Annotated in this window: 20 protein-coding genes; 15 read left to right on the forward strand and 5 right to left on the reverse strand. The window is 66.5% G+C overall.

What is annotated here, in order from left to right:
* Positions 1–2: 2 nt before the first annotated feature.
* Complete coding sequence (locus tag KRR55_RS04495; protein ID WP_217387865.1) at positions 3–398, reverse strand: VOC family protein; 396 nt, start codon at positions 396–398, stop codon at positions 3–5.
* A gap of 241 nt (positions 399–639) precedes the next feature.
* On the opposite strand from KRR55_RS04495, the gene KRR55_RS04500 reads away from it, so the two are divergent.
* Together KRR55_RS04500 and KRR55_RS04505 are read left to right on the forward strand one after the other, a co-directional pair.
* Entirely contained in the window at positions 640–1,374 is a 735-nt protein-coding gene (locus KRR55_RS04500) for a DUF1206 domain-containing protein (protein ID WP_336245033.1), read from the forward strand.
* Positions 1,375–1,459: 85 nt separating this feature from the next.
* On the forward strand, positions 1,460–1,633 hold the full coding sequence (locus KRR55_RS04505; protein ID WP_217387866.1) for a hypothetical protein: 174 nt from the start codon (positions 1,460–1,462) through the stop codon (positions 1,631–1,633).
* Between the two features lie 53 nt (positions 1,634–1,686).
* Here the strand turns inward: KRR55_RS04505 and KRR55_RS04510 are convergent, their stop codons facing one another.
* Together KRR55_RS04510 and KRR55_RS04515 are read right to left on the reverse strand one after the other, a co-directional pair.
* Positions 1,687–2,409 (reverse strand): AAA family ATPase, encoded by a 723-nt coding sequence (locus KRR55_RS04510; protein ID WP_217387867.1) that lies wholly within the window; start codon positions 2,407–2,409, stop codon positions 1,687–1,689.
* Between the two features lie 33 nt (positions 2,410–2,442).
* Positions 2,443–2,883, reverse strand: a complete 441-nt coding sequence (locus KRR55_RS04515) for a VOC family protein (protein ID WP_217387868.1) — start codon at positions 2,881–2,883, stop codon at positions 2,443–2,445.
* 204 nt (positions 2,884–3,087) lie between these two features.
* On the opposite strand from KRR55_RS04515, the gene KRR55_RS04520 reads away from it, so the two are divergent.
* From KRR55_RS04520 to KRR55_RS04530, 3 genes are all read left to right on the forward strand, one after another.
* Positions 3,088–3,399 carry a hypothetical protein gene (locus KRR55_RS04520; protein ID WP_217387869.1) on the forward strand — a complete coding sequence of 104 codons (312 nt, stop codon included), beginning with the start codon at positions 3,088–3,090 and terminating at the stop codon, positions 3,397–3,399.
* Positions 3,400–3,540: 141 nt separating this feature from the next.
* Complete coding sequence (locus tag KRR55_RS04525) at positions 3,541–4,905, forward strand: dihydrolipoyl dehydrogenase family protein (RefSeq protein ID WP_217387870.1); 1,365 nt, start codon at positions 3,541–3,543, stop codon at positions 4,903–4,905.
* Positions 4,906–5,169: 264 nt separating this feature from the next.
* Positions 5,170–8,748 carry a DNA polymerase III subunit alpha gene (locus KRR55_RS04530; RefSeq protein ID WP_217387871.1) on the forward strand — a complete coding sequence of 1,193 codons (3,579 nt, stop codon included), beginning with the start codon at positions 5,170–5,172 and terminating at the stop codon, positions 8,746–8,748.
* A gap of 24 nt (positions 8,749–8,772) precedes the next feature.
* On the opposite strand, the gene KRR55_RS04535 is transcribed toward KRR55_RS04530, so the two are convergent.
* Positions 8,773–9,882 carry an ATP-binding protein gene (locus tag KRR55_RS04535; protein ID WP_217387872.1) on the reverse strand — a complete coding sequence of 370 codons (1,110 nt, stop codon included), beginning with the start codon at positions 9,880–9,882 and terminating at the stop codon, positions 8,773–8,775.
* Between the two features lie 136 nt (positions 9,883–10,018).
* Here KRR55_RS04535 and KRR55_RS04540 point away from each other — a divergent pair, with 136 nt between their 5' ends.
* From KRR55_RS04540 to KRR55_RS04550, 3 genes are all read left to right on the forward strand, one after another.
* On the forward strand, positions 10,019–10,396 hold the full coding sequence (locus KRR55_RS04540) for a glyoxalase superfamily protein (protein WP_217387873.1): 378 nt from the start codon (positions 10,019–10,021) through the stop codon (positions 10,394–10,396).
* Positions 10,397–10,556: 160 nt separating this feature from the next.
* Positions 10,557–10,757: a helix-turn-helix transcriptional regulator gene (locus KRR55_RS04545; protein ID WP_217387874.1), complete on the forward strand. Its 201-nt coding sequence runs from the start codon at positions 10,557–10,559 to the stop codon at positions 10,755–10,757.
* Positions 10,754–11,950 (forward strand): type II toxin-antitoxin system HipA family toxin, encoded by a 1,197-nt coding sequence (locus KRR55_RS04550; protein WP_217387875.1) that lies wholly within the window; start codon positions 10,754–10,756, stop codon positions 11,948–11,950. The genes KRR55_RS04545 and KRR55_RS04550 overlap by 4 nt, the downstream gene beginning before the upstream one ends.
* Positions 11,951–12,022: 72 nt before the next feature.
* Here the strand turns inward: KRR55_RS04550 and KRR55_RS04555 are convergent, their stop codons facing one another.
* A complete protein-coding gene (locus tag KRR55_RS04555) occupies positions 12,023–12,475 on the reverse strand; it encodes a carboxymuconolactone decarboxylase family protein (protein WP_217387876.1) in 453 nt (150 codons plus the stop codon).
* A 508-nt stretch (positions 12,476–12,983) separates the two neighbouring features.
* Between KRR55_RS04555 and thrS the strand changes: the two genes are divergently transcribed.
* From thrS to KRR55_RS04590, 7 genes are all read left to right on the forward strand, one after another.
* Positions 12,984–14,987 (forward strand): threonine--tRNA ligase, encoded by a 2,004-nt coding sequence (gene thrS / locus KRR55_RS04560; protein ID WP_217387877.1) that lies wholly within the window; start codon positions 12,984–12,986, stop codon positions 14,985–14,987.
* 5 nt (positions 14,988–14,992) lie between these two features.
* Positions 14,993–15,601, forward strand: coding sequence for an HIT family protein (locus KRR55_RS04565; RefSeq protein WP_217387878.1), 609 nt, complete (start codon positions 14,993–14,995; stop codon positions 15,599–15,601).
* Positions 15,602–16,073: 472 nt separating this feature from the next.
* A complete protein-coding gene (gene pdxS / locus KRR55_RS04570) occupies positions 16,074–16,988 on the forward strand; it encodes a pyridoxal 5'-phosphate synthase lyase subunit PdxS (RefSeq protein WP_217387879.1) in 915 nt (304 codons plus the stop codon).
* Positions 16,989–17,761: 773 nt separating this feature from the next.
* On the forward strand, positions 17,762–22,741 hold the full coding sequence (locus KRR55_RS04575; RefSeq protein WP_217387880.1) for a DUF6531 domain-containing protein: 4,980 nt from the start codon (positions 17,762–17,764) through the stop codon (positions 22,739–22,741).
* A 396-nt stretch (positions 22,742–23,137) separates the two neighbouring features.
* Positions 23,138–23,572, forward strand: coding sequence for a hypothetical protein (locus tag KRR55_RS04580; protein WP_217387881.1), 435 nt, complete (start codon positions 23,138–23,140; stop codon positions 23,570–23,572).
* Positions 23,573–24,231: 659 nt separating this feature from the next.
* A complete protein-coding gene (locus tag KRR55_RS04585) occupies positions 24,232–24,573 on the forward strand; it encodes a hypothetical protein (RefSeq protein WP_217387882.1) in 342 nt (113 codons plus the stop codon).
* Between the two features lie 426 nt (positions 24,574–24,999).
* Positions 25,000–25,215, forward strand: coding sequence for a hypothetical protein (locus tag KRR55_RS04590; RefSeq protein ID WP_217387883.1), 216 nt, complete (start codon positions 25,000–25,002; stop codon positions 25,213–25,215).
* The last annotated feature ends 9 nt before the right edge of the window (positions 25,216–25,224 follow it).

Consider the following 25,224-nt stretch of genomic DNA (forward strand, 5'->3'; position numbering starts at 1 on the left):
CCTCAGGTCGCGCACTGGAAGCGAAGTTCGTGCCCGTCGGGATCCTTCACATGGGGCAACACCCAGCCGATGGCCCCGGGATGGACGCCGGGATGGCGCTCCCCCAGGGCAGTCAACCTGGAGGCAAGCTTCTCCAGGGCCTTGCGGTTGGGCGCTCCGAAGGCAAAGTAGTCGAAGCCGGCGAGCGCGGCGGCCCGCTCCGGATCGAGCCACAGGCCAAGCGCCGGGCCACCCCGGGGATGGCTCATCAGCAGCCCGATGATGTTTTCGCCGTCGCGGAATTCCATGACCCGTTCATAGCCCAGGCGGCTCTGATACCAGGCGCGGCTGCGTTCCAGGTCCGTTACCGGAAGCTTCACGTGGTGGACGCCGTCAAGTTCGGGAACCTCGGAATTCATGTGCTTCCCCTTTCGCGGTCGGGCAATTTCAACAATATGTCCGCCGGAGGCAAAAGCACAGGGTGCGCCCGCGCAGGCGATCTGCCGGAAGGATGGCAGGATGTCGTTATCAACGAGAAGTCACCGGGGCTGCTTGGCATGAAGGGGGAGAACCATCAAGGATGAGATACGCGGCGCGGTCGACGCCGCCGAACAGGCATCGAATTCCCGGACCTTTGTGGCGATCGCGCGGGCAGGCTTCGTGGTCAGCGGCGTCTTGCACGTGCTGATCGGGGTCATTGCCTTCCAGCTCGCCTTCGGGGAATCCGGGGAGGCGGACCAGGGCGGGGCGATTTCGCAGCTCGCGGCCCAGCCCGCGGGGTATGCCCTGATCTGGATCGGTGCGTGCGCATGCCTCGCGCTGGGATTGTGGGAGGCCAGCGGGGTGGTGTTCGGATACCGGCATGCGCCGGCCAGGAAGCGGCTGGGCAGGAAACTGGCGGCCGCCGGGCGGGCAATCGTGTTCTTCGCCCTGGCCGCGAGCTTCGCCTCCTTTGCACTGGGCAACCGCAAGGACAGCGGTGAATCCACCAGCGATGCCTCGGCCCAGGTCATGCAGATGCCCGGTGGCCCGCTGCTCCTGGTGGCCGTAGGCGCAGGCATTGCGATTGCCGGCATCGTCTTCGCCGCCAAGGGCGTGATGAGGTCCTTCACCAAGCAACTGGACCTGCCCGCGGCGCGTTTGCCGCGCCAGGCCGCCGTCGTCCTGGGCGCTGTTGGCTACGTGGCCAAGGGCATCGCCCTCTTCCTGCTGGGGCTGCTTTTCATCGTGGCCACGCTGCAGGCGAATCCGGAGGAATCCACGGGCCTGGACGGCGCGCTCAAGTCGGTGCGTGCCCAACCCTTCGGACCCTATGCACTTGCCTTCATCGGCATCGGGCTGGGGTGCTACGGGGCCTACCTGGTCTTCAAGTCGCGCCTGGCGAAGATGGACTGAGACCCTGTCCCGGCAGGCGGCGGGGACATGCCCCGCCCCCGGGCGATGCTGTGGAAACCCGGCGAAAGGCGATAGCGTGGGCCACATGAGTGCAGATACGCCGAACCCAGCTGAAAATGAAGAGTTTGAGAACAACCTGACACCCAACACCGACGAACGGATGGTGAGCGAGAAACAGCTCTCCAAGTGGAAGAGTGAAGGCGGGGCGTTGCCGGCCGACTTCGACCCGGACCGGTCCGAGGGCGATTCCGGGCAGTAACCGCCGGTTGCTTTTCCGGGGGTGCAGGGCCACTGGCCCTGCACCCCCTTTGCTTAAAGGTGCCGCAGGTAGCGTCCCGGCATGTTCATGAAGGATCGCCAATTGGCTACCAGATCGAGGCCTTCCCAATCGCTGGCACGCAAACCCCATGGGCCGACCTCATAAATGTCCGCTCCGGGCAGGGAAGCCAGCAGCGGCGAGTGGGTGGAGAGGAGCACCTGGGAATCCCCCTCGGCAACCAGGTCCCTCAGGATGCCCACCAGGGCCAGCGAGCCGGAGAACGAGAGCGCGGACTCGGGCTCGTCAAGCACCCACAGGCCGCCCTCGCGGAACCTGTCCACGATGAGTTCAAGGAACGACTCGCCGTGGCTCATCGTGTGGAATTCCGGGTCGCTGCGCCGCGTGGAGGGGTTCTCTTCCAGGTAGGTGTAGAACCCGTGCATGGTTTCGGCGCGCAGGAAGTATCCGCGGCGGCTGGCGCCGACGTTCCTGGCCAGCTGCAGGTGCCGCTCCAGTCCCGACTCCGTGACCCGCGTGCTGTGTTGCGCCCCGGTGGATCCGCCCTCGGGCGAGAGTCCGTAGCACTGGGCGATGGCCTCCACCAGGGTCGATTTTCCCGAGCCGTTCTCGCCCACGAAGACCGTCGCCGGGCCCAGGTCCAGGCCCTGTTCCAGCAGCTGGCGCACCGGCGGCAGGGTGTGGGGCCACCGGTCGCGGGGTGCGGGGGCCAGCGGGTGCTCGGTGATGCGCCGGATCGGCAGGATGGAGGCCTTCACTGGGCAGGCGTCCCGACGGTGTCCGTGCGCCGGCTAGACACCGGTGACGGTTCCGTCGTCGTCGATGGCGAAGGACGGGTTGTGCACGAAGTCCCAGCGGAAGCCGTCGGGGTCGGCCACGCAGGCGCTGGTGCCTCCCCACTCCCGCCGGGTCGGGGCGCTGACCGAGGTCGCGCCGGCGGCCAGGGCACCGGCATAGAGCTCGCTGACCTCCTCGGCGCTGGCGGTGTTGTGGCCCACGGAGAGCGGCGGTGCCAGTGTCCCGTGCCCCACCTGCCCGTATTCGCCAGGCATCGATTCGACGTTCCAGAGCGCGAGGAGCAGCCCGAACCCGGCCTGGACGAAGAGGATCTCGCCGGGGATGAAGCTGATTTCGCGGAAACCCAGGCCCGTGACGTAGAAGTCGCGCGAGCGCTGGACGTCGCGCACGCCAAGGGTGAGCGCGGTGATGGACGGGGGCGTGATGGGGGTCATGGAGCCCAGCATAGGCCCATGTGAGACCCCGGCAACAGGGCACCAGGACAACAAATCGTCGTACACGTGTTCTAGTCTCACCTTGTATAGAACAAAGTTTCTAATAAAATGGTTGATGCACGGGTGCGACCCGCGGCCGCCGCACGCCCTCCCGGGGGTTGGCGGCGACGGGCGCATTGGTGCGAGGGGAAGGGTGGTGGGCGAGTGGGAATCTTTACCCAGTCGATCGAAGTTGACTGCACGCCGGCGGGGGTGCCGATCCGCCTGCGCTGGCAGGGCCGGGAATACAAGCTGGCGGCCGAGCCGGTGCGCTGGTTCGAGCGGCGCAAGTGGTGGACCGAGGAATTGCGCGCCGAACGCGGGCGCGGCCCGGGGCTGGTGGACTACGAGGTCTGGCAATTGCAGGTCAAGCTCGCCGGCGTGGGGCCGCTGCGCACCTTCGAGGTTTCCCGCCAGGTCGAGACCGGCCGCTGGCGCATCATCCGCATGCCCGAGGCCTACCGGGAGAGCGCCTAGCGTGAAATTGCGGGGGCGCCGATGCCCGGCCGGGGACGGGCGCGTCACCCCCCGGCTCTGGCCGCGGGAGGGGCGAGGTGCAAGGCTGGGGGGAAGGTGCCTGGATGACGGCAGCGAGGAACTCGAACACGGGAGTGCTCCATGGAAGAAGTATTCGATGCCGCGATCATCGGAATGGGACCCGGCGGCGAGGTCGCGGCCGACCGGCTGCTGAGTGCCGGCAAGAAGGTCGTGGTCTTCGAATCCGAGCTCATCGGCGGGGAATGCGCCTACTGGGCCTGCATCCCCTCCAAGACCATCCTGCGGGGACCCGAGGTGAACGTCGAGGCCGACGGGGCCGCCGGCGCCTCGGCGGGCGCCCTGGACTGGGAGAAGGCGCGGGACTACCGCGACTACATGGCCCGGCACCTCGACGACGGCGCCCAGGCCGAGGGGTATGCCAAGCGCGGGGCGACGGTGGTGCGCGGCAAGGCTGCCATCACCGGCCCCGGCCACGTGGAGGCCAACGGAAACCAGTACCTGGCGCACCACATCATCATCGCCACCGGGACCTCGCCCGCGGTTCCGGAATTCCCCGGAATGGACGAGATCACCGCCTGGGGCAACCGCGAGGTCTACACGCTCGACACGCTGCCGAAGTCGGTGGCCATCGTGGGCGGAAGCGCGGTGGCCCTGGAGACGGCATTCTTCCTGTCCGGATTCGGGGTCGAGGTCACCGTGCTCAATCGCGGCGCCCGGCTCCTGGGCCGCGAGGAACCCGAGGTCTCGGCGCTCGCCGAGGCCCACCTGCGCGAGCGCGGGGTCAAGGTCATGGCCAACAGCTCCGTGGCCCGAGGGCGGCGCGGGGAGGACGGAACCAGCATCCTGGCCCTGCGCGAGGGCGGGGAGGTTGCCGTCGACGCCGTCGTCTTCGCCACCGGCCGCACCCCGCGCATCGAAGGCCTGGACGTGGCGCGGGCCGGGGCGACCCTCGACGGGCGCGGGCACGTGAGGGTGGACGAGCACTGCTGGGCCGCCGAGGGGCTCTGGGCCATCGGGGACGTCACCGGGATCATGCCCTTCACCCATGTGGCCAAGTACCAGGGACGCATCGTCGCCGACAGCATCCTGGGCAGGGAGCGGAGCGCGAGCTACGACGGGATCCCGCGCGTGGTGTTCGCCAGCCCGGAAATCGCCGCCGTGGGCCTGACCCGCGAGCAGGCGGAGGGGCGCGGGATCGACGCGGTCTCCATCCGGGTCAACCTGCCCGAGTCGATCGCCCGCCCCTGGACCTACGAACAGGACCCGCACGGGGACCTGGGGATCCTGGTGGACCGGCACCGGAGGGTCCTGGTCGGGGCCTGGGCCATCGCCCCGCTGGCCAGCGAATGGATCCACCTGGCATCCATGGCCATCAGGGGCGAGACCCCGCTGAAGGTCCTGCGCGACATGGTGCCGCAATTCCCCAGCTATTCCGAGGCCTACCTGGTGGCCCTCGACAAGCTCGGGGCCACCGAGGGGATCTAGCCGCCCGGGCGTGGGGTGGGCATTCTCACCGACACGGGTCCCGGCTCAGGTCAGCGACGGGATACGCGCTTCCGTCCGGGCGGGGTGCCGGCCCTGCCGTCCCGCAAGGCTTGATTAGAACACGTGTTCTAATATGATGGAGTCATCCCCCCGCGGGCACGGCTCCAACAGGATGCCCGGGCCCCGAAGCCACGCCCCGGCACCCGCCGGAGCGCATGACCCAAGGGGGAGCGGGAAGCGGAAGGCAAGGGAGGCGCAGCGGCCATGGGATTCACCCACCTGCACGTCGCCTCGGCCTTCAGCGCACACTACGGGGTGTCCTGGCCCCGGGACCTGGTCGCCGCGGCGCTCGCCGATGGCGCCGACGCCCTGGCCATCACCGACCGCGACGGACTCTACGGAAGCGTCAAGCACCTCAAGTCCTGCATCGAGAACGGAATCGACCCCATCCTCGGGGTGGACCTGGCCATCCTTGAACCCGCGCCCGCGCCCGCACGCGCCGTGGGCGGCAAGCCCCGCCCCATGCGCACGGCGGGACGCATCGTCGCCCTGGCCAAGGGGCACGCCAAGGGCGCCGGATACGCCGCCCTCTGCCACCTGGTCACTGCCGCCCACCTGGACACCACCGCCACGGGGATGCGCAAGGGGCATGTCGGCATCACCCGCGAGGACCTGGCCGCCCATGCGCTCGGCCCGCAGGGGGAAACGCTGCTGACCATCCTGCTGGGACCGGGCTCCGACATCGGCCTGGCCACCGGACACCGCCACTACCCCCAGGCGCGCGCCGCACTGCGCACCTGGCGCACCCTCCTGGGGCCCGACGCCCTGAGGGTGGAGATCGCCACCCACCTGAACAACCCCGGGGACAGGCTCAGCACCGCCCACGCCATCCGCATGCTGCGCTGCGCCGACTCCCTGGACATCGCCCCCGTGCTGACCAACGCCGTCCGGTACGCGGAACCCGACGGGGCCGCCACCGCCGACGTCCTGGACTCCGCCCGGGCGCTGAGCTCCCTGGAAACCCTCAACGACATCCAACCCAACGGGCAGGGCTGGCTCAAGCCCGCCGGGCACATGCACCACCTCGCCGCCGAGATCGCCCGCGCCGCCTCCGACTCCGCGCTGGCGGCCACCCTGCTGCGCAACACCGCCGCGCTCGCCGACTGGGCGCGCCTTGACCCCGTCGCCGACACGGGATGGGGCATCCCCGTGGTCCCCGAGGCCCACATCATCGGCATCACCGCTGACCCCGACACCGAACTGGCCGCCCGCGCCGAGGCCGGCATCACCCGCCTGCTGCCGAACCAGGCGCACGACACCGTGCTGCGCCACCGCCTCCAGGCCGAACTGTCCACCATCTCCGACCTCGGCTTCGCCCCCTACTTCCTCACCGTTGCCGAAGTCAGCTCCATGATCACCGGGATGGGGGTGCGCTCCGCCGCCCGCGGGTCCGGCGCCTCCTCCCTGGTCAACTACCTCATCGGCATCAGCCAGGTAAACCCCCTCGCCCACGACCTGCTCTTCGAGCGCTTCCTCTCCCGCGACCGCGCCACCCTGCCCGACATCGACATCGACGTCGAATCCGCCAGGCGCCACGACATCTACCAACGGATCTTCGAGCGCTTCGGCCATGAGCGCGTCAGCCTCATGAGCATGCAAAACGGCTACCGCGCCCGGGGGGCTGTACGCGACGCCGGCCAGGCCCTGGGCATGGAGGAGGGGGACATCGACGTGATCGCCAAGCAGCTCTGGCGCTTCTCCGCCTCGTCCTTCCGCGAGGCCCTGGAGGAAAAGCCCGAACTCGCCCCCTTCGCCGACCGCCTCGGCACCGAAAAGCAGCTCGACCTGCTCGTGGACCTCACCGAACGCCTCGACAGGCTGCCCCGGCACATCTCCATGCACCCCTGCGGAGTCATCCTCTCCGACGCCACCCTGCGCGACCGCACCCCCATGGAGCCCAGCGGACTGGGACTGCCCATGAGCCAATTCGACAAACACGACATGGACCCCATGGGCATGCTCAAGCTCGACGTGCTGGGGGTGCGCATGCAATCGGCCATCACCTACGCGCTGGAGGAAATCGCCCGCATCCACCCCGATGCACACGCCGTCGCGAAGGCGGGGGGACACCGGGGGGAAGCTCCCGGGCAGATCCCCGGCTACATCGGGCCCCGCGGCGCCATCGACCTCGCCCTGGTCCCGCTCGACGACGAACCCACCTTCGAGCTCATCCGCTCCACCCACACCCTGGGCTGCTTCCAGATCGAATCACCCGGGCAACGCGAACTCATCGGCAAGCTCGCACCGCGCGAATTCAACGACCTCATCATCGACATCTCCCTCTTCCGCCCCGGACCCATGAAATCCAACATGGTCAAGCCCTACCTGGAAAACCGCCACGGCTTCGCACCCGAAAAATACCCCCACCCGGACCTCGCGCCCGCGCTCGCCGAGACCCACGGGGTCACCGTCTTCCACGAGCAGGTGCTGCGGATCTTCCACGTGATGACCGGCTGCGGGCTGGCCAAGGCCGATGTGTACCGCCGGCTGCTGGGCAACCCGAAGGCCGAGCCGGCGGTGGAGGGCCTCTTCCGCTCCCGGGCGCTGGCACGCGGCTACTCCCTGGAGGTCATCGACGAGGTCTGGCACACGCTGGCGGCCTTCGGCTCCTTCGGGTTCTGCAAGGCCCACGGGGCCGCCTTCGCCGTGCCCACCTACCACTCGGCCTGGCTCAAGGCCCACCACCCGGAGGCCTTCCTGGCCGGGATCTGGGAACACGACCCGGGCATGTACCCCAAGCGGCTGCTGGTCGCCGAGGCCAGGCGCATGGGCATCGAAATCCTGCCGCTGGACATCAACCGCTCCGCGCCCGGCTACAAGGTGGAGCGGCTCGACGGGCTGCTGCCCCCCGCGCGGCTGCCGGTGGTCCCGCGCGCCCCGGGGGCCGCGCCCCCGGGCAGGTACGGGATCCGGCTCTCGCTGCGCGGGATCCATTCGGTCTCCGAGCGCGAGGTCGCCCGGGTGGCCGCCGGGCAGCCCTACGACTCGATCGCCGACGTGCGCGCCCGCTCCGGGCTCACCCGCACCTCGCTGAACCACTTTGCCGCACTGGGGGCCTTCGACTCGCTGCAGGCGGGGATCGGGCGCGGAAACCGCGCCGACCTTCTCGAGCACCTGCGCACGCGGCCGGGCAAGGCGCCGGCGCAGCGCCACCGGCCGATCCCCGGGCAGCTGGCCCTGCCGCTGGGGGACGTGGAGCTTTCCAACATGGCCATCGGTGCGGCGCACACCCCGCTGGAGGAGGTGGTGCGCACCGAGCTGGACCTGATGTCCATCGACGTCAGCGCGCACCTGATGGAATCCCACGCGCCGCTGCTGGACTCCCTGGGCGTCTCGCGCGCGCAGGACCTGCTGGGGATGCGCAACGGCACCGAGGTCTTGGTGGCGGGGGTGCGGGTGGCCACGCAGACCCCGCCGATGCGCGGCGGACGCCGGGTCGTGTTCATCTCGGTGGACGACGGCACCGGCTGCGTCGATGCCACGTTCTTCCACGAGGCCCAACAGCGCTGCGGCCCGCTGCTCTTCTCCACCCGGCTGCTGCTGATCCACGGGCTCACCCGCCGCACCGGGCCCCGCGGCATCAGCCTCCAGGCGCTGGATGCCTGGGACCTCTCGGCCAAATCCACGCTTCCGGCGCCGGGCCATCTGTCGGACCCCGCCCGGGCGCGCAACGAGTCCTTCGGCAGCTCCGCCGCCAAGCCCGTGCCCTCCGCCCAGGGCAAGTCGCTGGCCAGGCTCATGGCCGACGAGGACCTGGACACCCGCGGCTACCTGGGAGCCTGATCTCGGCCGGGTCCCGTTGGCTCGCTAGCCCAGGCGTTCCCCGGTGAGCAGGTGCTCGCGCAACCCGGGGATCGAGTACCTGACCTCGCCGCGCCCGGCCGGTTCAATCAGCCCCGCCTCGATGAGGCGGGCGCGGTAGTTGGCGGCCAGCTGCAGGGATGCCTTCATGCGCGCGGCCACCGCGGCGGTGCTTGACGGGCCGTTGTCGTGGGACATCGCCCGAAGGTAGTCCATGTCCCTGTCGGAGGCCTTGGAGATGGCCGGTCCGACCACCATGCGGATGTTGCGCTTCAGGGCGGCGGCAACGGCCTTGTCCGCAGACTCCCGGTCAACCACGCCCGAGCCCCTCTCGGCTTCCTTCCACAGGAAGTAGCCGATCAGCTGGATGAGGAACGGGTATCCGAAGGACGCCTCGGCGGCCTCCTCCAGGAACCCGTCGGGAAGCCGGATCCCGGCCGCCGAGAATTGCCGGGCATAGGAATCCCTCACGTCGCGGACCTCGAGGGAGTGAAGGTCGATCTTGTCGGCCCGGCGCAGGAACGTGGCCACTCCTTCGTTGAGGATGTCGGAGATCGCCGCCGGCAGCCCGGCGCACACGAAGCTGATGGGCAGCCCGTCCCGCACCCAGTGCTGGATGACGGCGGCCAGTTGCAGCAATTCGCTGCGGTCGGCATCCTGGATCTCATCCAGCGTGATCAGCAGCCCGGTGCCGTTTTCGTCCAGGCGGCGCAAGAGCTTGGCCCCGAGGTTGCGGAACTCGACCTGGCGCCCCCGGGGAAGCTGCGTGGTGACACCGAATCCCGCAGCGGTGAACGCCAGGATCTTCCGCGGGGGAGGGCCGTCGCCCAGCTCCTCGTCGACCAGGAGTGCGGAATCGGCGATCCTGGCCAGGAAGCCGGGGGTGGACGTCTCGGAGATGACAGCCCAGCCCTGTTCCTGTGCCAGCCCCTGGGCCTCGTTGAGCATGACGGTTTTCCCGACGCCGCGGGCCCCGGTGATGATCGTGAGCAGGCCCAGCACGCCGGAGCGGATGCGCAGGCCGTATTCGAACTCCTCCAAGGTGTCGGAGCGGTCGATCAGTTCCGGGGGAGTCCTGCCGAAGGTCGGGCGGAACGGATTTTCCCTGTCGGGCATCGGGTTTCCTGTCGGTGAATTGGCGTGAACTCTATTTATTCACACTTTACACATCTATTCACAGGACACCAGCTCGCGGCGCTTGCGCGCCCGCAAGCCTTTACACGGGTTTGGCCGCGGCGTTAGCGTGTGCAGCATGGATTGGAAATTGGAGCTAGTCTTCGTCCCCGTGTCCGATGTGGACCGCGCCAAGGATTTCTACGTCAACAAGGTGGGCTTCAATGCCGACCACGACCAGCGGCCCACCGACTCGATTCGCTTCGTCCAGCTGACCCCGCCGGGCTCGGCCTGCTCAATCACCATCGGCGAAGGCCTGGTCGACGCGGCTCCCGGGACCGCGCCCATGCTGCAGATGGTGGTCAGTGACATCCAGGCGGCGCATGACCAGTTGAAGGCCAACGGGGTTGACGTCAGCGACGTGGTGGTGCTGGACTGGGGCCATTTCGTCTACTTTGCCGATCCCGACGGCAACAAGTGGGCGGTGCAGTACCTGCCGACCCGGCCCAACGGGTAATGCCCGGAACCGGCAATAAATTGCCGAATTGGGCCTGGATGCGGATTACTTGAGTGCCATAAGCCTCTTTCGGCAGGATATTGCCGAATGTGGGTTATTCGTGGATCATGGTGAGGGTAGACCACGATAGCGGCAGCATATTGCCGCCCACAGGAGTGACATGGACGCCGTCTCGGCCCTCGCCCGGGAGCTCCGTCGCGCCCGCAAGGAAGCAGGGCTGACCCAAGGGGACCTGGCAGATCTGGCAGGCGTCTCCGAGCGGACGGTCCGCGCACTGGAAACCGCCACCGGCAACCCGTCGCTGCGTGCAGTGGTGTCCGTATTCGACGTGCTGGGGCTTAAGGTCGGTGTCGCACGGTGAGCCTCGACCTGCAGGGCCTCAAGCGCATCCGGCGGGCCGATGTCTACAAGAACGGCACCCTCGCGGGGGAGCTGTCACGGCTGGATACCGGGGGCATTCGTTTCACTTATCTCGCCCGGTACCTCGCCGAGAAGCAAGTGCCCGTCGCATTTTCCCTGCCGCTCATGCCCGAGGCGGTCGAAACGCCCCATGGTGCCCTGCCCGCATTCTTTGCGGGCCTGCTCCCTGAGGGGCACCGGTTGACCGTGCTCAAAAACGCCGCAAAGACCAGCTTCGACGACGAATTGACCCTGCTGTTGGCCGTGGGGGCGGATGTCCCGGGCGACGTGCAGGTGGTGCCCGCCGGCCAGCCCCCTTCCGAGCCCGAGGTGTTGGCAGATGCCTCAACCCCCGCCGAACTCGACTTCGCCTCCCTGGCGAATTCGGTCGACCGCCACGGCCTGCCCGGGGTGCAGGACAAGGCCAGCGCCTCGATGCTCACCACCCCGCTGGCCACGCGCGGCCAGCGGTATCTGCTGAAACTGGATCCGGCCGAGAACCCGCACCTGGTGGACAACGAGGCGGCGCACCTCGCCGGGGCAAAAAACCTGAAGATCCCCGTGGCCTCCGGTCGGATCATCCACGACCGGAACCACCTGCCCGGATTGCTCATTGACCGTTTTGACCGGAGACCCGGCGCCGACGGCCGGTGGCGGCGCCTTCCGCTGGAAGACGGGACGCAGGTGATGGGGCTGCCGCCGGCCGCCAAGTACGGCGTCGCCTCCGAGGAAGTGGCCATGGCCCTGGCGCGCCTGTGCATCGCCCCCGTGGTGGCAAGCCGCAACCTCTACCTCCAGTTCCTCTTTGCCTGGCTGACCGGGAACGGGGATCTCCATGCCAAGAACCTCTCGGTCCTCGGCACCGAAGGCGGCGGTTTCCAGATGTCCCCGATGTACGACGTCCCGTGCACCCTGCTCTACGGCGATGACACCATGGCGCTGCCGATTGCCGGAAAGACCAAGAACCTCAAGGCCAGGCATTGGGCGGAATTTGCCGCGTCCCTGGGCCTGCCGCAGCGCGCGGCCGCCTCGGCCAGCCACCTGGCGCTTAAAGCAGCCTCCGCCATCGACCTGGCGGCGTTGCCTTTTGACGGCTCCCCGTTGCGCGGCGCGGAGCGGGAACTGCGCTTTCGCCGGCACGAACTCGAGCAATAGCGAAATCCCGATCGTCCCTGGCCTTGATGAACCGCCGGGGCCTTCAGTGTCTTGATCCTGGTCCGGGAAGCATCAGGGCTTCACCGGGTAGCGGGACGTGATTGCGATCCGGTTGAACATGTTGATGGCCGCGCTGAGCCAGGCGACCGCGGAAATCTGTTCGTCGGACAACACCGCGGAGGCCATCGTGTAGACGCCGCGCGGGACATGGTCAACCGAAACCATGGTGATGGACTCGCACAATGCCAGGGCCGCGCGTTCCACGGCAGTGAAGTACTCGGAGTCGGCCCACGCCGCGACCACCGCCAGCCGGTCGGTCGTCTCTCCGAGCTTGAGTGCGTCGCGGGTGTGCATGCGCAGGCAATAGGCGCAGCCGTTGAGCTGCGAGGCCCTGACCTTGAGCAGTTCGCGCAACTTGGGATCGATCCCCGCCGCATCGGCCGCCTCGCTGGCGGCCTTGTTCATGGCCAGTAGTGCTGCATAGGCCGCAGGGTCGGACTTGCTGAGATTCACACGGGTTTCCATGGCTAGATGCTAACCCGGGTTGCCGACAAGCAATAGGGGCCCCGTGCGGCCGTACTTGAACAATCTCCGGGTTCTCGGAAAGATGCTCCGCGTGTTGTGACTTCCCGGGCGTTTCCACAGGCGTTCAATACCCTTGATTGCGCCGGGCATGACCAAGGCTAGGGGCCTAACCTTGGACAACGCGTCGGATAGCCAAGGTTAGGGCCCACATCGTTGGATGACTCGTCGGCCATCCAACGATGGGGGCCCGGCGTCGGCGGCCCGAAGAGACCCGCCGGGGGTCGGATCGGGTGGTTCTGCCCCGGATTTTCGATGCTGGCCCCGGGCGGCCGGGAACGTAGGCCCGCGCCCGCGGCAGAATGTCGACGGGCCGTATGGCGCAGGGGACATGACAAGCCACGTTGCGGATTGGTTGGCAGGCTCGGAAGTCGGTTAAGCTGGGTGGTGGCTGGCTGTGGCCACCGTACGCCACAAGCCATGAAGCCGAACCACGAAACGAGGAGCCGTAGTGCTTGAGCAAATCACACTGACCGTCGATGGGGAACAACGCGAGGTGAATGCCGGCACTACCGGGGCCGAGCTGTACTTTGACGACCGCGAGGTCGTTGTCATGCACGTCGACGGCGTGCTGCGAGATTTGGCCCGCCCGCTGGAGGCCGGGACCGCCGTCGAGCGCGTGACCATCGATTCGCCCGCCGGGCTCGAGGTCCTGCGCCACTCCACCGCGCACGTCATGGCCCAGGCCGTGCAGCAGCTGCGCCCCGACGCCAAGCTGGGCATCGGCCCGTACATCACCGACGGCTTCTACTTCGACTTCGACGTCGCCGAGCCGTTCACTCCCGAGGACCTGAAGACCCTCGAGAAGATGATGCTCAAGATCGTCAACCAGAACCAGAAGTTCGCCCGCCGCGTCGTCACCGAGGACGAGGCCCGCAAGGCCATGGCCAACGAGCCGTACAAGCTCGAGCTGCTCAACAAGGCCAACGAGGCCGATTCCGCCGGCGAGGGCGTCAACGTCGAGGTCGGCGCCGGCGAAATCACCATCTACGACAACGTCGACCGCAAGTCCGGCGACACCGTGTGGTGCGATTTGTGCCGCGGCCCGCACCTGCCCAACACCAAGTTGATCTCCAACGCCTTCGCGCTGACCCGCACCTCGGCCGCCTACTGGCTGGGCAACCAGGACAACCAGCAGCTGCAGCGCATCTACGGCACGGCCTGGCCGACCAAGGATGCCCTCAAGGCCTACCAGGAGCGCATCGCCGAGGCCGAGCGCCGCGACCACCGCAAACTCGGCGTCGAGCTGGACCTCTTCTCCTTCCCCGACGAGCTGGGTTCGGGCCTGCCGGTGTTCCACCCGCGCGGCGGCATCATCCGCAAGGAAATGGAAGACTACTCGCGTGCACGCCACGTGGAGGCCGGCTACGAGTTCGTCTACACCCCGCACATCACCAAGGGCCACCTCTACGAGGTCTCCGGGCACCTGGACTGGTACCGCGACGGCATGTTCCCCCCGATGCACGTGGACGCGGAGCTCAATGAGGACGGCACGGTGCGCAAGCCCGGCCAGGACTACTACCTCAAGCCGATGAACTGCCCGATGCACAACCTGATCTTCCGCTCGCGCGGACGCTCCTACCGCGAACTGCCGCTGCGCCTGTTCGAATTCGGCTCGGTCTACCGCTACGAGAAGTCCGGCGTGGTCCACGGCCTGACCCGCGTGCGCGGCATGACACAGGACGACGCCCACATCTACTGCACCAAGGAGCAGATGAAGGACGAGCTCACCGAGACGCTGAACTTCGTGCTGGGGCTGCTCAAGGACTACGGACTGGATGACTTCTACCTGGAGCTCTCCACCAAGAACCCGGAGAAGTTCGTCGGCGACGACGCCATCTGGGAGGAAGCCACCCGGACGTTGTCCGAGGTTGCCGAGGCCTCCGGCCTGGAACTGGTCCCGGATCCGGGGGGAGCGGCGTTCTACGGACCGAAGATCTCCGTGCAGGCCAAGGACGCGCTGGGCCGCACCTGGCAGATGTCCACCATCCAGCTGGACTTCAACCTGCCCGAGCGCTTCGAGCTCGAGTACCAGGCGGCCGACGGCACCCGCCAGCGCCCGGTGATGATCCACCGCGCCCTCTTCGGATCCGTGGAGCGCTTCATGGGCGTGCTCACCGAGCACTACGCCGGCGCCTTCCCGGCCTGGCTTTCGCCGGTCCAGGTCGTGGGCATCCCCGTGGCCGAGGCCTTCAACGAGTACATGTTCGACGTGATCGACAAGCTCAAGGCCGCGGGCATCCGGGCAGAGGCCGACATCTCCTCGGACCGTTTCCCGAAGAAGATCCGCACCGCGTCCAAGGACAAGATCCCGTTCGTGCTCATCGCCGGCGGCGAGGATGCCGAGGCCGGTGCGGTGTCCTTCCGCTTCCGCGACGGCAGCACCGACAACGGCGTGCCGGTGGACGAAGCTGTGGCACGCATCGTCGCCGCGGTGAAGAACCGGGAAGCCTAGAGTCCATGGGGGAGTCCACGCGCGAACACGCCATCGAAGCACCGCAGGGTATTTCGCAGGAGGAACAGGACGCGGCCATCACCGACGATTTCGAGATCGCCGGGGTGCCCGATTCCTTCCAGCGCCTGTGGACTCCCTACCGGATGGCCTACATCAAGGCCGGCCAAAACCGGGACAAGGGCGAGGAGGCCTGCCCGTTCTGTGTCGGGCCGACCCGCAGCGACGAGGACGCGTTGATCCTGCACCGCGGCAAGACGGCGTATGTGATCCTGAACCTCTTCCCCTACAACCCGGGGCACCTGCTCATCTGCCCGTACCGGCACGTTCCGGACTACACGGACATCACCGAGGAGGAAACCGCGGAGATGGCGGCCCTGGCGCAGAAGTCCATGCGGGTGCTGCGGCACGTGTCGCGTCCCACCGGATTCAACCTGGGCATGAACCAGGGAGTCACCGGGGGAGCGGGCATCGCCGCGCACCTGCACCAGCATGTCGTGCCGCGCTGGGCCGGCGACGGGAACTTCTTCCCGATCATCGCCCAGACCAAGGCGATCCCCGCCACGTTGAGCGACATCCGCGACGATCTTGCCGCCGGATGGCTTGAGATCGACTAATTGACGACGAGAAACCCGTGAATCGGCCGCCGTGCGTGTGCGCGGCGGTCCATTCATTTAAGTCCCGCTGCGGAAAATGCCGCTCTGCCCGGACCGGGTGATTCAAGGGTGCCGACGGAAATCTGTCACGAAATCTTCCGCGGCTGCCCCGGCCCACCCATGGCGGGCAGCGACACGCCAACAGCCGCGGCAACCCGCCGGTAGCTATCCCGACCGCGAGAAACGCCCCGCGGGAATTCAGGGCCGGGCGCCCCGAAGTGGACTTGGGCTTGCGCTCGGCAGGTTTCCTGTGGCCCGCCGCCAAAACCCTATGATCCAGCGGTATTTGGTGCTTTGCTTGAAGGTGGGCAGCATCCAAAATCCAGGAGACTTGTCTACCGGTTTTGAATTGTGACGACATGCCCGAGGTCTTTGTTACGTCCTCGTCCTACGATGATTCGCATACTGCTCACCTTATTGAAAGGAAACCAAGGTGTCTGAAAACGAAGGCGTCTCGACCCCCGCAACTACCGTAGGTAGCGACCGCGTCAAGCGCGGCATGGCGGAAATGCTCAAGGGCGGCGTCATCATGGATGTTGTCACCGCCGAACAGGCCCGCATCGCCGAAGACGCAGGCGCCGTCGCCGTCATGGCGCTCGAGCGCGTCCCGGCCGATATCCGCGCCCAGGGCGGCGTCTCGCGCATGAGCGACCCGGACATGATTGACAGCATCATCGATGCCGTGTCGATCCCGGTCATGGCCAAGGCCCGCATCGGCCACTTCGTCGAGGCGCAGATCCTTCAGTCCCTGGGTGTCGACTACATCGACGAGTCCGAGGTCTTGTCCCCGGCCGACTACGAGCACCACATCGACAAATGGCCGTTCAAGGTACCCTTCGTCTGCGGCGCCACCAACCTCGGTGAGGCACTGCGCCGCATCAACGAGGGTGCTGCCATGATCCGCTCCAAGGGCGAGGCCGGCACCGGCGACGTCTCCAACGCCACTGGGCACATGCGCAAGATCCGCGCCGAGATCGCCAAGCTCGCGGCCCTTCCGAAGGACGAGCTGTACGTGGCGGCCAAGGAACTGCAGGCCCCGTACGAGCTGGTCAAGGAAATCGCGGCCACCGGCAAGCTGCCGGTCGTGCTCTTCACCGCCGGCGGCATCGCCACCCCTGCCGACGCGGCCATGATGATGCAGCTGGGCGCCGACGGCGTGTTTGTGGGCTCGGGAATCTTCAAGTCCGGCAACCCGGCACAACGTGCAGCCGCCGTGGTCAAGGCCACCACCTTCTACAACGACCCGGACGAGTTGGCGAAGATCTCCCGCGGCCTGGGCGAGGCCATGGTCGGCATCAACGTCGCCGACATCCCGGCACCGCACCGCCTGGCCGAGCGCGGCTGGTAGCGACCGGACGGTCGCCCGCTTCTTCCTCAGGTAGGAGCGCAAGCGGTGATCCGCGCCCTTCGCTCCCGCGGCGGGCGGTCGATTCATCCCGGAGCACGGCACCGGGGCCCGTTGGACTTTTCCATCGCGCCCCGGTGCCGTTCTCTTTGTCAATCCCTCGAATACCGCACCTCCACGGAACGGAGCGCCGTCGATGCCTGGTCCGGCGCAGCTGTTCCATACTCCGGGGCTGCCCGAGCGGCGGCGCGCCTTGGGCGGCCCAGCACGCGTCACTGAAGCTGCCCGTCCGTCGCACCTGGGGATGACTCTGTCCGCCCGACGGAGGGGACTAAGGGGTTTGTAGGTGTCTGTGCCTCTTTCTGGGTCGTGATCACCGCGGTGAGGTTCAAGTCGGGCTTCCGCTAGCGCATCGCCGCTTCTGGTGCTGAGTTTGGGAGAGCCCAGCCCTGCCCATGCGAACCTTGAGCGCGCTGTCACCCCAGCCGCGAGGGAAACGAGCTGTTGACTGGGACCTCAACGGCAGTCGATCTCCGAGTTAGGAAGACCGATGATTGGTGGCGTCGACTCGCTTAACGTCGCGGTCTCGACGGCGACCGCCCTATACGCAACACAGTAACGATGGGTGCCTCAGCATCATCCGGGTCGCAAGGATGCTAGAAACATCGACGGCGACGAGGTCTCCGGACAGAATCGGTCACGTCAGCCGCTTCCTTCCAATGTTGCTGCCGAACTCGGATGCTTCCGACGGCGGCCGTTATGACTATTTGGCGGCTATGTCGGCGTCATTGGGATTCGACTTCGCAGCGTCCAGGATCGAAGGGCAGGCCGGAGCCCGGGCGTCGCACGCGTCATCGGCGGGGCAGGACTTCAGGGGGCATTTTTCCCAAATTTTCGAGGCCAACGCGGCCACGGCGGCCGGCGACGCGCGGGTGTTGGCGCAGGCGTTGCGGCAGGTCGCCGGCTTTGTACGTCAGATGACTGAGGCTGCGCGTGAAGAAGACGCCCGGCCCAGGACGAACAACGAGTGGGTGCGCCAGCACAACGACAGGAACATCCTGGAGAAGGGCTGGGACTGGTTCGTCGGTGAGGAACCGCGCCCGGCGATGGCTGCGGGGGCGTCCCCGACATTCCCTCCGGCGGAGGCAAGCACGGGGCAGCGGCAGAATCCCGCGCCCGGATCCGGCGGCTCTTCCGGTGGGGTGTCGTCGGCAAGGCCTTCCGATTTGCGTTCCTTCGTCAGGGGTTCGCGTGGCTTGAACGATTCGCTGGAGGGTGAACCGGGGAGGCTCGAGCGCGCGCTGGCCGACTTCGCATCGACATGTACTTGGGGGAAGATCGAGGCGTCGGGCCTGATGCGCGGGTACCGCGAGTATCTGAGGGCCAACGAGGCGGACGCGATGTGGGCCTCGGTGGTTGCCGACGCATTCGAGGCCGCCGGCGGTGACGCCGCCGTATCAAGCGTCTCGTATGCCGCCTTGGCGCAGGCCCTTGCCGCAGCCGGGGTCGATGCCTCACGTGCCGTTCTTCAGGTCGATCCGCCGACGGCCGCGGGAGCGATCCCCACGACCGGGTTCGCCAACGACCCGGTGAACACGGCAACGGGAAACTTCATCGAACCGGAAACCGACCTGTCCTTCATGGGCATGGCCTCGCTACTGGACTTCTCCCGGATGTACAACTCGCTGCCCTCGGCCCTGGAGAGCCCCGGGGTATTCGGCCCGGGCTGGGCCTCGGTGCTGGACCAGCAGCTGAGGTTCAGCGACGAGGGGTGCCGTTGGGTGATGGCCGACGGCCGTGCCGTGGATTTCCCGCGCGAAGGGGCCGGGTATGGCCGCTGCGTGGGCGAGAACTACTGGCTGGCCCGCGAGTCCGCCGCGGCGGACGGCCTGGCGGAGTTGGATTCCCTGCGCGAGGGCACCTCCGAGCTGCTGGTCATCCGGGACAAACAGGGCGCCTGGTGGGCCTACACCCTGGCCGGCGTCTGGGTCGGGACTGGGGCCGGGCCGGGGCGCACCGTGTCCGTCCACCGGGACCGGCCCGCCGAGGGCGCCGGTGCCGGGCAGGTGACGCGGCTGACGCAGGTGCGGGGCAGGTTCCTCGAGATCGACTATGCCGACGGGCTTGTCGCCGTGGTCAGGGCCTCGGACGGGCGGCGCGTCGAGTACGGATACGACTCCGCCGGCCGGTTGACGTCCGTGGCCACGGAGCTGGGCGCACGCATGTACCGATGGAACGACCAGTGCCTGATCGACGCCGTGGTTTCGGCCGCGGGCGTCCTCGAGGCCGAGAACACCTATGACGAACACGGCAGGGTTGCCCTGCAGGTGACTCAGCACGGGCGCAGGACACGCTTCGCGTACCTGCCGGGCCGCGTCACGGCCGTCTCCGACGAGGACGGGTCGCGGTCGAACGCGTGGATCGCCGACGCCAGGGGCCGGTTGGTCGGCGTCCTGGACAGCGATGACCGGCGCCAGTCCATGGCCTATGACGCCCACGGGAACCTCGTCTCCTTCACCGAGCGCGACGGGTCGGTCACCGTCCACGCCTACGACGAGAGGGGCCGGCGGATCCGGACCGTGACTCCGGAGGGCGCCGACCTCACCTACGGGTGGGACGGACAGGACCGAATCACCACCCTCGTGACGGCATCCGGCGCCGTCGTGGCGTACGAATATGCCGACGACATCTGCCGCGATCCGTCGGCGATGATCGACGCGTTGGGCGGGCGCACCGAGCTGGACTGGCGCAACGGGCTGCTGGCCCGGGTCATCGACCCGGTCGGGGTCGAGATCGGGTTCGAGTACGACGGGTTCGGCGACCTCGTCGCGACCCGCAACGCGGTCGGCGATCTCGCGCGGATCGTTCGCGACGGCGCGGGCCGTCCCGTCGCGGCGATCAGCCCCTCCGGCGCGCAGACCCGTTTCGCCTACGACGCATCGGGTGCCTTGGTGCGTCGCGAGAACCCGGACGGCGGCGTCTGGGCCTTTGAACACGACCAGGCGGAGCGGATCACCGCCTCCGTCGCCCCCGATGGCGGGCGGACCGAGCTTCAGTATGCCGCCAACGGCGAACTGGCCCGGACGGTGGACCCCTTGGGCCGCAGTGTCGAGCGGATCTTCGATGAGCTGGGCAACGTGACCGGCACGGTGTTGCCGGACGGCGCCCGGTGGGGCTTTGTCCATGACGATCTTTCCCGCCTGGTCGGCATCAAGGATCCCGCCGGCCATGACTGGGCGCGGGAATACGACTCTCTCGGCAATTTGAGCGCCGTCGTTGACCCGACGGGCGTCCGCACGGATTCCAGTACGGACCGCAAGACCGGCACGGCGAAGCTGTCGGAGGCGTTTGCCTCCTCGACCATTCGCTTTGACGAGTACGGCCGCCCCCTGCGCGTGGAGGCCGAGGACGGCTCAGCGGAGCTCATCTCCTATGACGCGGCGGGGAACCCGGTCGAGCTTGTCGACGGCGAGGGCGGGCTGACGGTGTTGGGCCGCGACGTGGCCGGGAAGATCACCTCGGTCACCTCCCCGACGGGCGCGGTGACCCGGTACGAGTATGACGCGTGTGGTCGGCCGTGGCGGACCACGGACCCGTTGGGTGCCGTCACCGAGTTGGCCTACGACGCCGACCAGCGCGTCGCCGCCCGCACGTTGCCCACCGGCGAGGTGGAGAGGTTCGAGTACGATCCGTGCGGACGACTCTTGCTGCACCGCAATCCCGGGCGGGGCGTGTCCCGGTACGCATACGACAAGGCCGGGCGGCTGACGTTTTCGCAGGATGCCTGGAACGGCACGCGCCGGTTCAAGTACAACGTGGCGGGGGAGCTGACCGAGACAGTCAATGGCGTGGGCGGGCGGACCCGCTTCGAGTACGACGCTCGCGGGCGTTTGCTACGGGTCACCGATCCGGTGGGAGGGGTGGTGACGCGCACCTATACGGACACGGACCAGGTGGAGTCGTTGACCGATCCGCTGGGCCGGGTGAGCACCGCGACATATGATCCCGCGGGGCGGCTGCTGTCCCGGACGGATCCGGACGGGCAAACCACGTCCTGGGCCTACGATGCCGCCGGGCGCGAGGTTTCCGTCTCGGTGGACGGGGAGCTGGTTTCCGCGCTCCAGCGGGACCTGGTACGCCGCCGGGTGGTGGTCACCGATTATTCGGGCCCGGACGGGCTGGCGGTCGAGCAGGAGTTGTCGTTCGACCGGCGGGGGCTGCTGACGGGCCGCACCCGTGGTGGGGCGGGCCTGTCGTGGGAGTACGACGCGGATGGGAACCGCGTTCGGTTCACCGACGCCCAGGGGACGGTGACGGGGTACACGCGTGATGCCGCCGGCCAGGTGGTTGCCGTGGAGAATTCCCTGTTGGGCCCGGCGGTGTTCGCCCACGATGCATCGGGGCGGATCACGTGCGCGACGGTGGGGGACCTGGTGCAGGAATGGGTCTACCGGCATGGATACCTGGCCGAGCACAGCCGGTCTGATCGCAGCGGTGCTGGCGCAACGGATGTGACGCTGATCGGCCGGGATGCCGAGGGCCGGATCACGGGACTGACGCGTGCCGGGGCGGTGACCCGGTACGGGTACGACGGCGCCGGGCAGATGGTCACCGCTGCCACCACGCGGGCTGGTGGCGCCGGCACGCACTCGGGGTGGGAATACGACGCCGGCGGCCGCCTGCTGCGCGAGACTACGCCGGATGGCGTGCGGGTGTATGAGTACGACATTGCGGGACAGTTGCTCGCGGTGACGGAGCCCGACGGTGCCCGTGTCGAGTACGTGTATGACGGGTTGGGCCGGCGGAGTCGGTTGATCGCCCCGGATGGGTCGTGGACGGAGTATGCCTGGGGTTCAAATGGTTCCCTGGCGGGATCGACCGTGCGTACCCCGGAGGGTGGTGAGGTCTCCCGGCACAACTTGTGGGTCGATGCCCTGGGTGAGCTGGCAGGTGTCGACGGTGCCGAGCTCTGGTGGGATACGGCGAACCCGGTTCCGACGTTGGCCGGGATCGGCGGCGGGCAGGTTCTATCCTTGCCGGGCGGTGTGACCGGTCTCAGTGATGGGTGGGCGAGCGCTGGGTGGCGTGCGGCGCGTCCGACGGATCAGCTCGATCCGTGGGCCGTCATCGGTGCCCCTTACCTATTGGGTGCGACGCCTGGTGGCGAGGGGCCTGTCGGTGTGTTGCCGGCGGGTGTCGGCCTGACCGGTGGTGGCGGGCTGGAGGTTGCGGGGCTGGAGTGGCTGGGGGCGCGTGCGTATGACCCGTCCGTTCGCGGGTTCCTGTCGACCGATCCCTTGGCGCCGGTCCTGGGTGCGGGGTGGGATGATGCTGATCGGTGCCGGTGCGGACACGATCATTCAGAAGGCCACGACCGGCGATGTGAACTGGGGGCAGGTGGCCCTGACGGGAGCTGTCGGGCTGGTTGCCGGTCCTTTGGCCGGACGGGTGGGTGGCCTTGTCGCTTCCGGAGTCGGACGTGCCGGAACCGCGGTGACCTCGCGGTTGCTGCCGGCTGCGGGCCGCATCGGCTCCGCAGCTGTTTCGGGGGCAAGCCGGGCGGGTTCGGCCGTCTCGGCGGCTGCCTCGCGGGCTGGTTCTGCGGTGGCTTCGGGGGTCTCCCGTGTCAGCACGCGTGCTGGGAGCTACATCGCGAGGTTGCCGGGACGGCAGATGGTCAGGTCTGCGGTGTCCAACGGCATCGGCGGAGGTGCGGTCAACACGGGAATGTATTACGGGACCACGCCTCGAAATGATTGGTCGACGCGGGGCGGTTTGGGAGCCGCTGCCGGCGGGTTCCTCGGCGGTGTAGTCGCTGGCCAAGGCGGGTATCTCTTCCCTCGCGCAACAGGTCGAATCCTGCGCGCTGCCCAATACGTTGCGGGCGGAGGGGGAAGCTGGGCCGGCGGGTACCTCGACCATGCCATTACGGGGGAAGATTACGACGGGATGGAACAAGGTTACGACATTGCTGGTGGACTCCTTCTTTCACGGTTCCCGGGCGCTTCAGATATGGGCCCGATTTTGGGCTCGAACCCGAGTTGGATGACGCACTCCTTTGCTGCGTACGGTGGCGCCCACGCGGGCGCTATTGTTGAAAGCGCGAAATTCGTGGGTGGAGAAGTTATTGAGAGAGGGACAGGAGTAGAGCCGTGGTAGCACAAAATGATGGTGATGGTGTGGGTGCGGGTAACCAGGATCCGGATACTGAATTCAGTGAGCAGGATCTACTACTTGGAAGGAAAGCCTCGAAATTTTTCCAAATTATTTGTGTAGCCGCTTTTGTTGTGTGCGTAATCGCCGCAATTTTCGTTTTCATGAACGTGCCCTTGGACACCAGAATGCCTTACGAGGGAAAATATGATCGCAGTGGAAGCGGAATTCCCATGCCTATTGCTTTGATTATGTCCCCGGCCGTTCTTGTCCTTCTGTGGAGAACGGGAAATAAACCTGACTCGAATAATATGCGGAAAGGGTCGAGGATCGCCTTGTATATAATTGGACCGGTCTTCGTGGCTGTATGTGTTTATTATCATTTCGTTTTTGCGGAAGGGATTCTCGTCGAGGGGGGATATCTCGCGGGGTGAAATGATTCGGGGGTCCGGACCTCGGTGGTTTGAACCCAAGTAACTCGGCTCACCCCAAGACCCTTCCTTGATGGCGTATCGCAGAATCAGGTCGATGCCCGGTTTACTTCAAGATGGTTTTTACGAAATGAGGGAAAGTGGTCAACCCTTCCAGACGCCGTGAGCGACCAAGTGTGAAGAGCAAGATAACGTTCTTCTCGATTTTGGGAATGATCGTACTTCTTGGACTATTAATTATAGTGGGATTGCCGGCATTATTCGCGTATGACCGGAATAATCTGGACTCTATAGTGTGCACCGTTTCCAGTGTCGAAGAAGAGGTCGGTCCTCGCACAGGAACTTCCATCCTAATCAACACACAAGAGTGTGGCCAACTTAGATTCTCGGACGGAGTGACATTCGAAAATTGGAAATCCGTGGCAGAGAATCTCGAGCCTGATAGTCGTTATGAGTTTCAAGTCGGGAAGATTTCCAAGGCGGCAATGTCAATTGCCGGATCAATTGGATGGAGCGTTTCGGTGTGGTCATTTCGGGAGCTGTAGCGAGGTGTGCATCGTGCACCATGAATCCGGGCGATAACCAAGAAATGAGACGACGAGAACACCCTGCAGAGAGGGGATGACCATCTGTACATTGACGGTACAGTTCCTGACGACTCGGTGCGTACGATGATTTTAAGATCACCAGCCAAAAAGGTTGAGGGCTACTTTTCGAAGCATAGAAGAGCCAGTTTGGTCCTGCCGGACGGTTGGTACGGGCGACCTTTCGATTCGCTCTTTTCACTAACGCTTGCTGAAGATACGGCAAATGGTCTGAGGATTGAGCTTGAAGGCGGGCGACAGCTGATTTTTCAAGGCGACTTGGATATTGTCAAGACGGGCTTTGAAAAGTTTCCTGCTTTGAAACTAGACAGGTATCGATCATTTTCCTGGTGGCCGCATGACGGAATCTCTGAGGAACGTAAATTCGGAAAATCGGGTCCGGTGTTTTTTGTTTCTTAACGCTTGAACGGATAGGTGGCAGCTTCGGTTCGGCCGCGACGGAAGGGTTCTCGGTTCTTCAAGACTCGATATTTATTGGGACCAACCGTTCATGGCACAATTGCGGATGCTGAGGTGGAAGGTCCGGTCATTTGGTATACGAATGCTATTCGCAAAATTGCTCGCGAGTGCCCCAGGCCTTGTTGTGAAGGCGCTTTCTTGCGGCAAGAAGGAGAGCGATTCCTTCGAGGCCTTTTCGCAGTTGCCGACGTGGTCCAATTAATCGGGCAGCCCCGTCGCCGCCGATGCTGAGGTAGGTTCTGTCTGGGGTGTTGTGGTGGTCAAGCCAGGTTGACTGGGACAGCTGTGCCGTCTGGGTTCGACGTGCGGGAGTACGCAAAGATACATTCGTTGGTCCAGGTGCAGTGCGGTCGATCGACTTTTCGGTTGGCCCACGAAGTACGGGCGGATGAACTCCTGCTCCATATTCCGGCCGCCGTGAACTTCGCGGATTCCTCTCAAGTGCTGGCAGGCGAACGTGGTGTCAGTGATGAGCCGGAAGCGATGGGGCTCCTCGAGAAACTAACGCGGGATTGCACCTTGCAAAGCTTAAACACCTGTGAAGGCGTCACCCGCTCCCAGACCCCGGTTTCTTCCGGATGAAAGGCCATC

This window comes from Paeniglutamicibacter quisquiliarum (assembly GCF_019084045.1).
Lineage (GTDB): Bacteria > Actinomycetota > Actinomycetes > Actinomycetales > Micrococcaceae > Paeniglutamicibacter > Paeniglutamicibacter quisquiliarum.

What these genes read in the sequence shown, in the direction of transcription:
- KRR55_RS04495 (WP_217387865.1), bottom strand. Translation starts at nt 398, where the DNA reads ATGAATTCCGAGGTTCCCGAACTTGACGGCGTCCACCACGTGAAGCTT.
- KRR55_RS04505 (WP_217387866.1), top strand. Translation starts at nt 1,460, where the DNA reads ATGAGTGCAGATACGCCGAACCCAGCTGAAAATGAAGAGTTTGAGAAC.
- KRR55_RS04515 (WP_217387868.1), bottom strand. Translation starts at nt 2,883, where the DNA reads ATGACCCCCATCACGCCCCCGTCCATCACCGCGCTCACCCTTGGCGTG.
- KRR55_RS04525 (WP_217387870.1), top strand. Translation starts at nt 3,541, where the DNA reads ATGGAAGAAGTATTCGATGCCGCGATCATCGGAATGGGACCCGGCGGC.
- KRR55_RS04530 (WP_217387871.1), top strand. Translation starts at nt 5,170, where the DNA reads ATGGGATTCACCCACCTGCACGTCGCCTCGGCCTTCAGCGCACACTAC.
- KRR55_RS04535 (WP_217387872.1), bottom strand. Translation starts at nt 9,882, where the DNA reads ATGCCCGACAGGGAAAATCCGTTCCGCCCGACCTTCGGCAGGACTCCC.
- KRR55_RS04540 (WP_217387873.1), top strand. Translation starts at nt 10,019, where the DNA reads ATGGATTGGAAATTGGAGCTAGTCTTCGTCCCCGTGTCCGATGTGGAC.
- KRR55_RS04545 (WP_217387874.1), top strand. Translation starts at nt 10,557, where the DNA reads ATGGACGCCGTCTCGGCCCTCGCCCGGGAGCTCCGTCGCGCCCGCAAG.
- KRR55_RS04555 (WP_217387876.1), bottom strand. Translation starts at nt 12,475, where the DNA reads ATGGAAACCCGTGTGAATCTCAGCAAGTCCGACCCTGCGGCCTATGCA.
- KRR55_RS04565 (WP_217387878.1), top strand. Translation starts at nt 14,993, where the DNA reads ATGGGGGAGTCCACGCGCGAACACGCCATCGAAGCACCGCAGGGTATT.
- KRR55_RS04575 (WP_217387880.1), top strand. Translation starts at nt 17,762, where the DNA reads ATGTCGGCGTCATTGGGATTCGACTTCGCAGCGTCCAGGATCGAAGGG.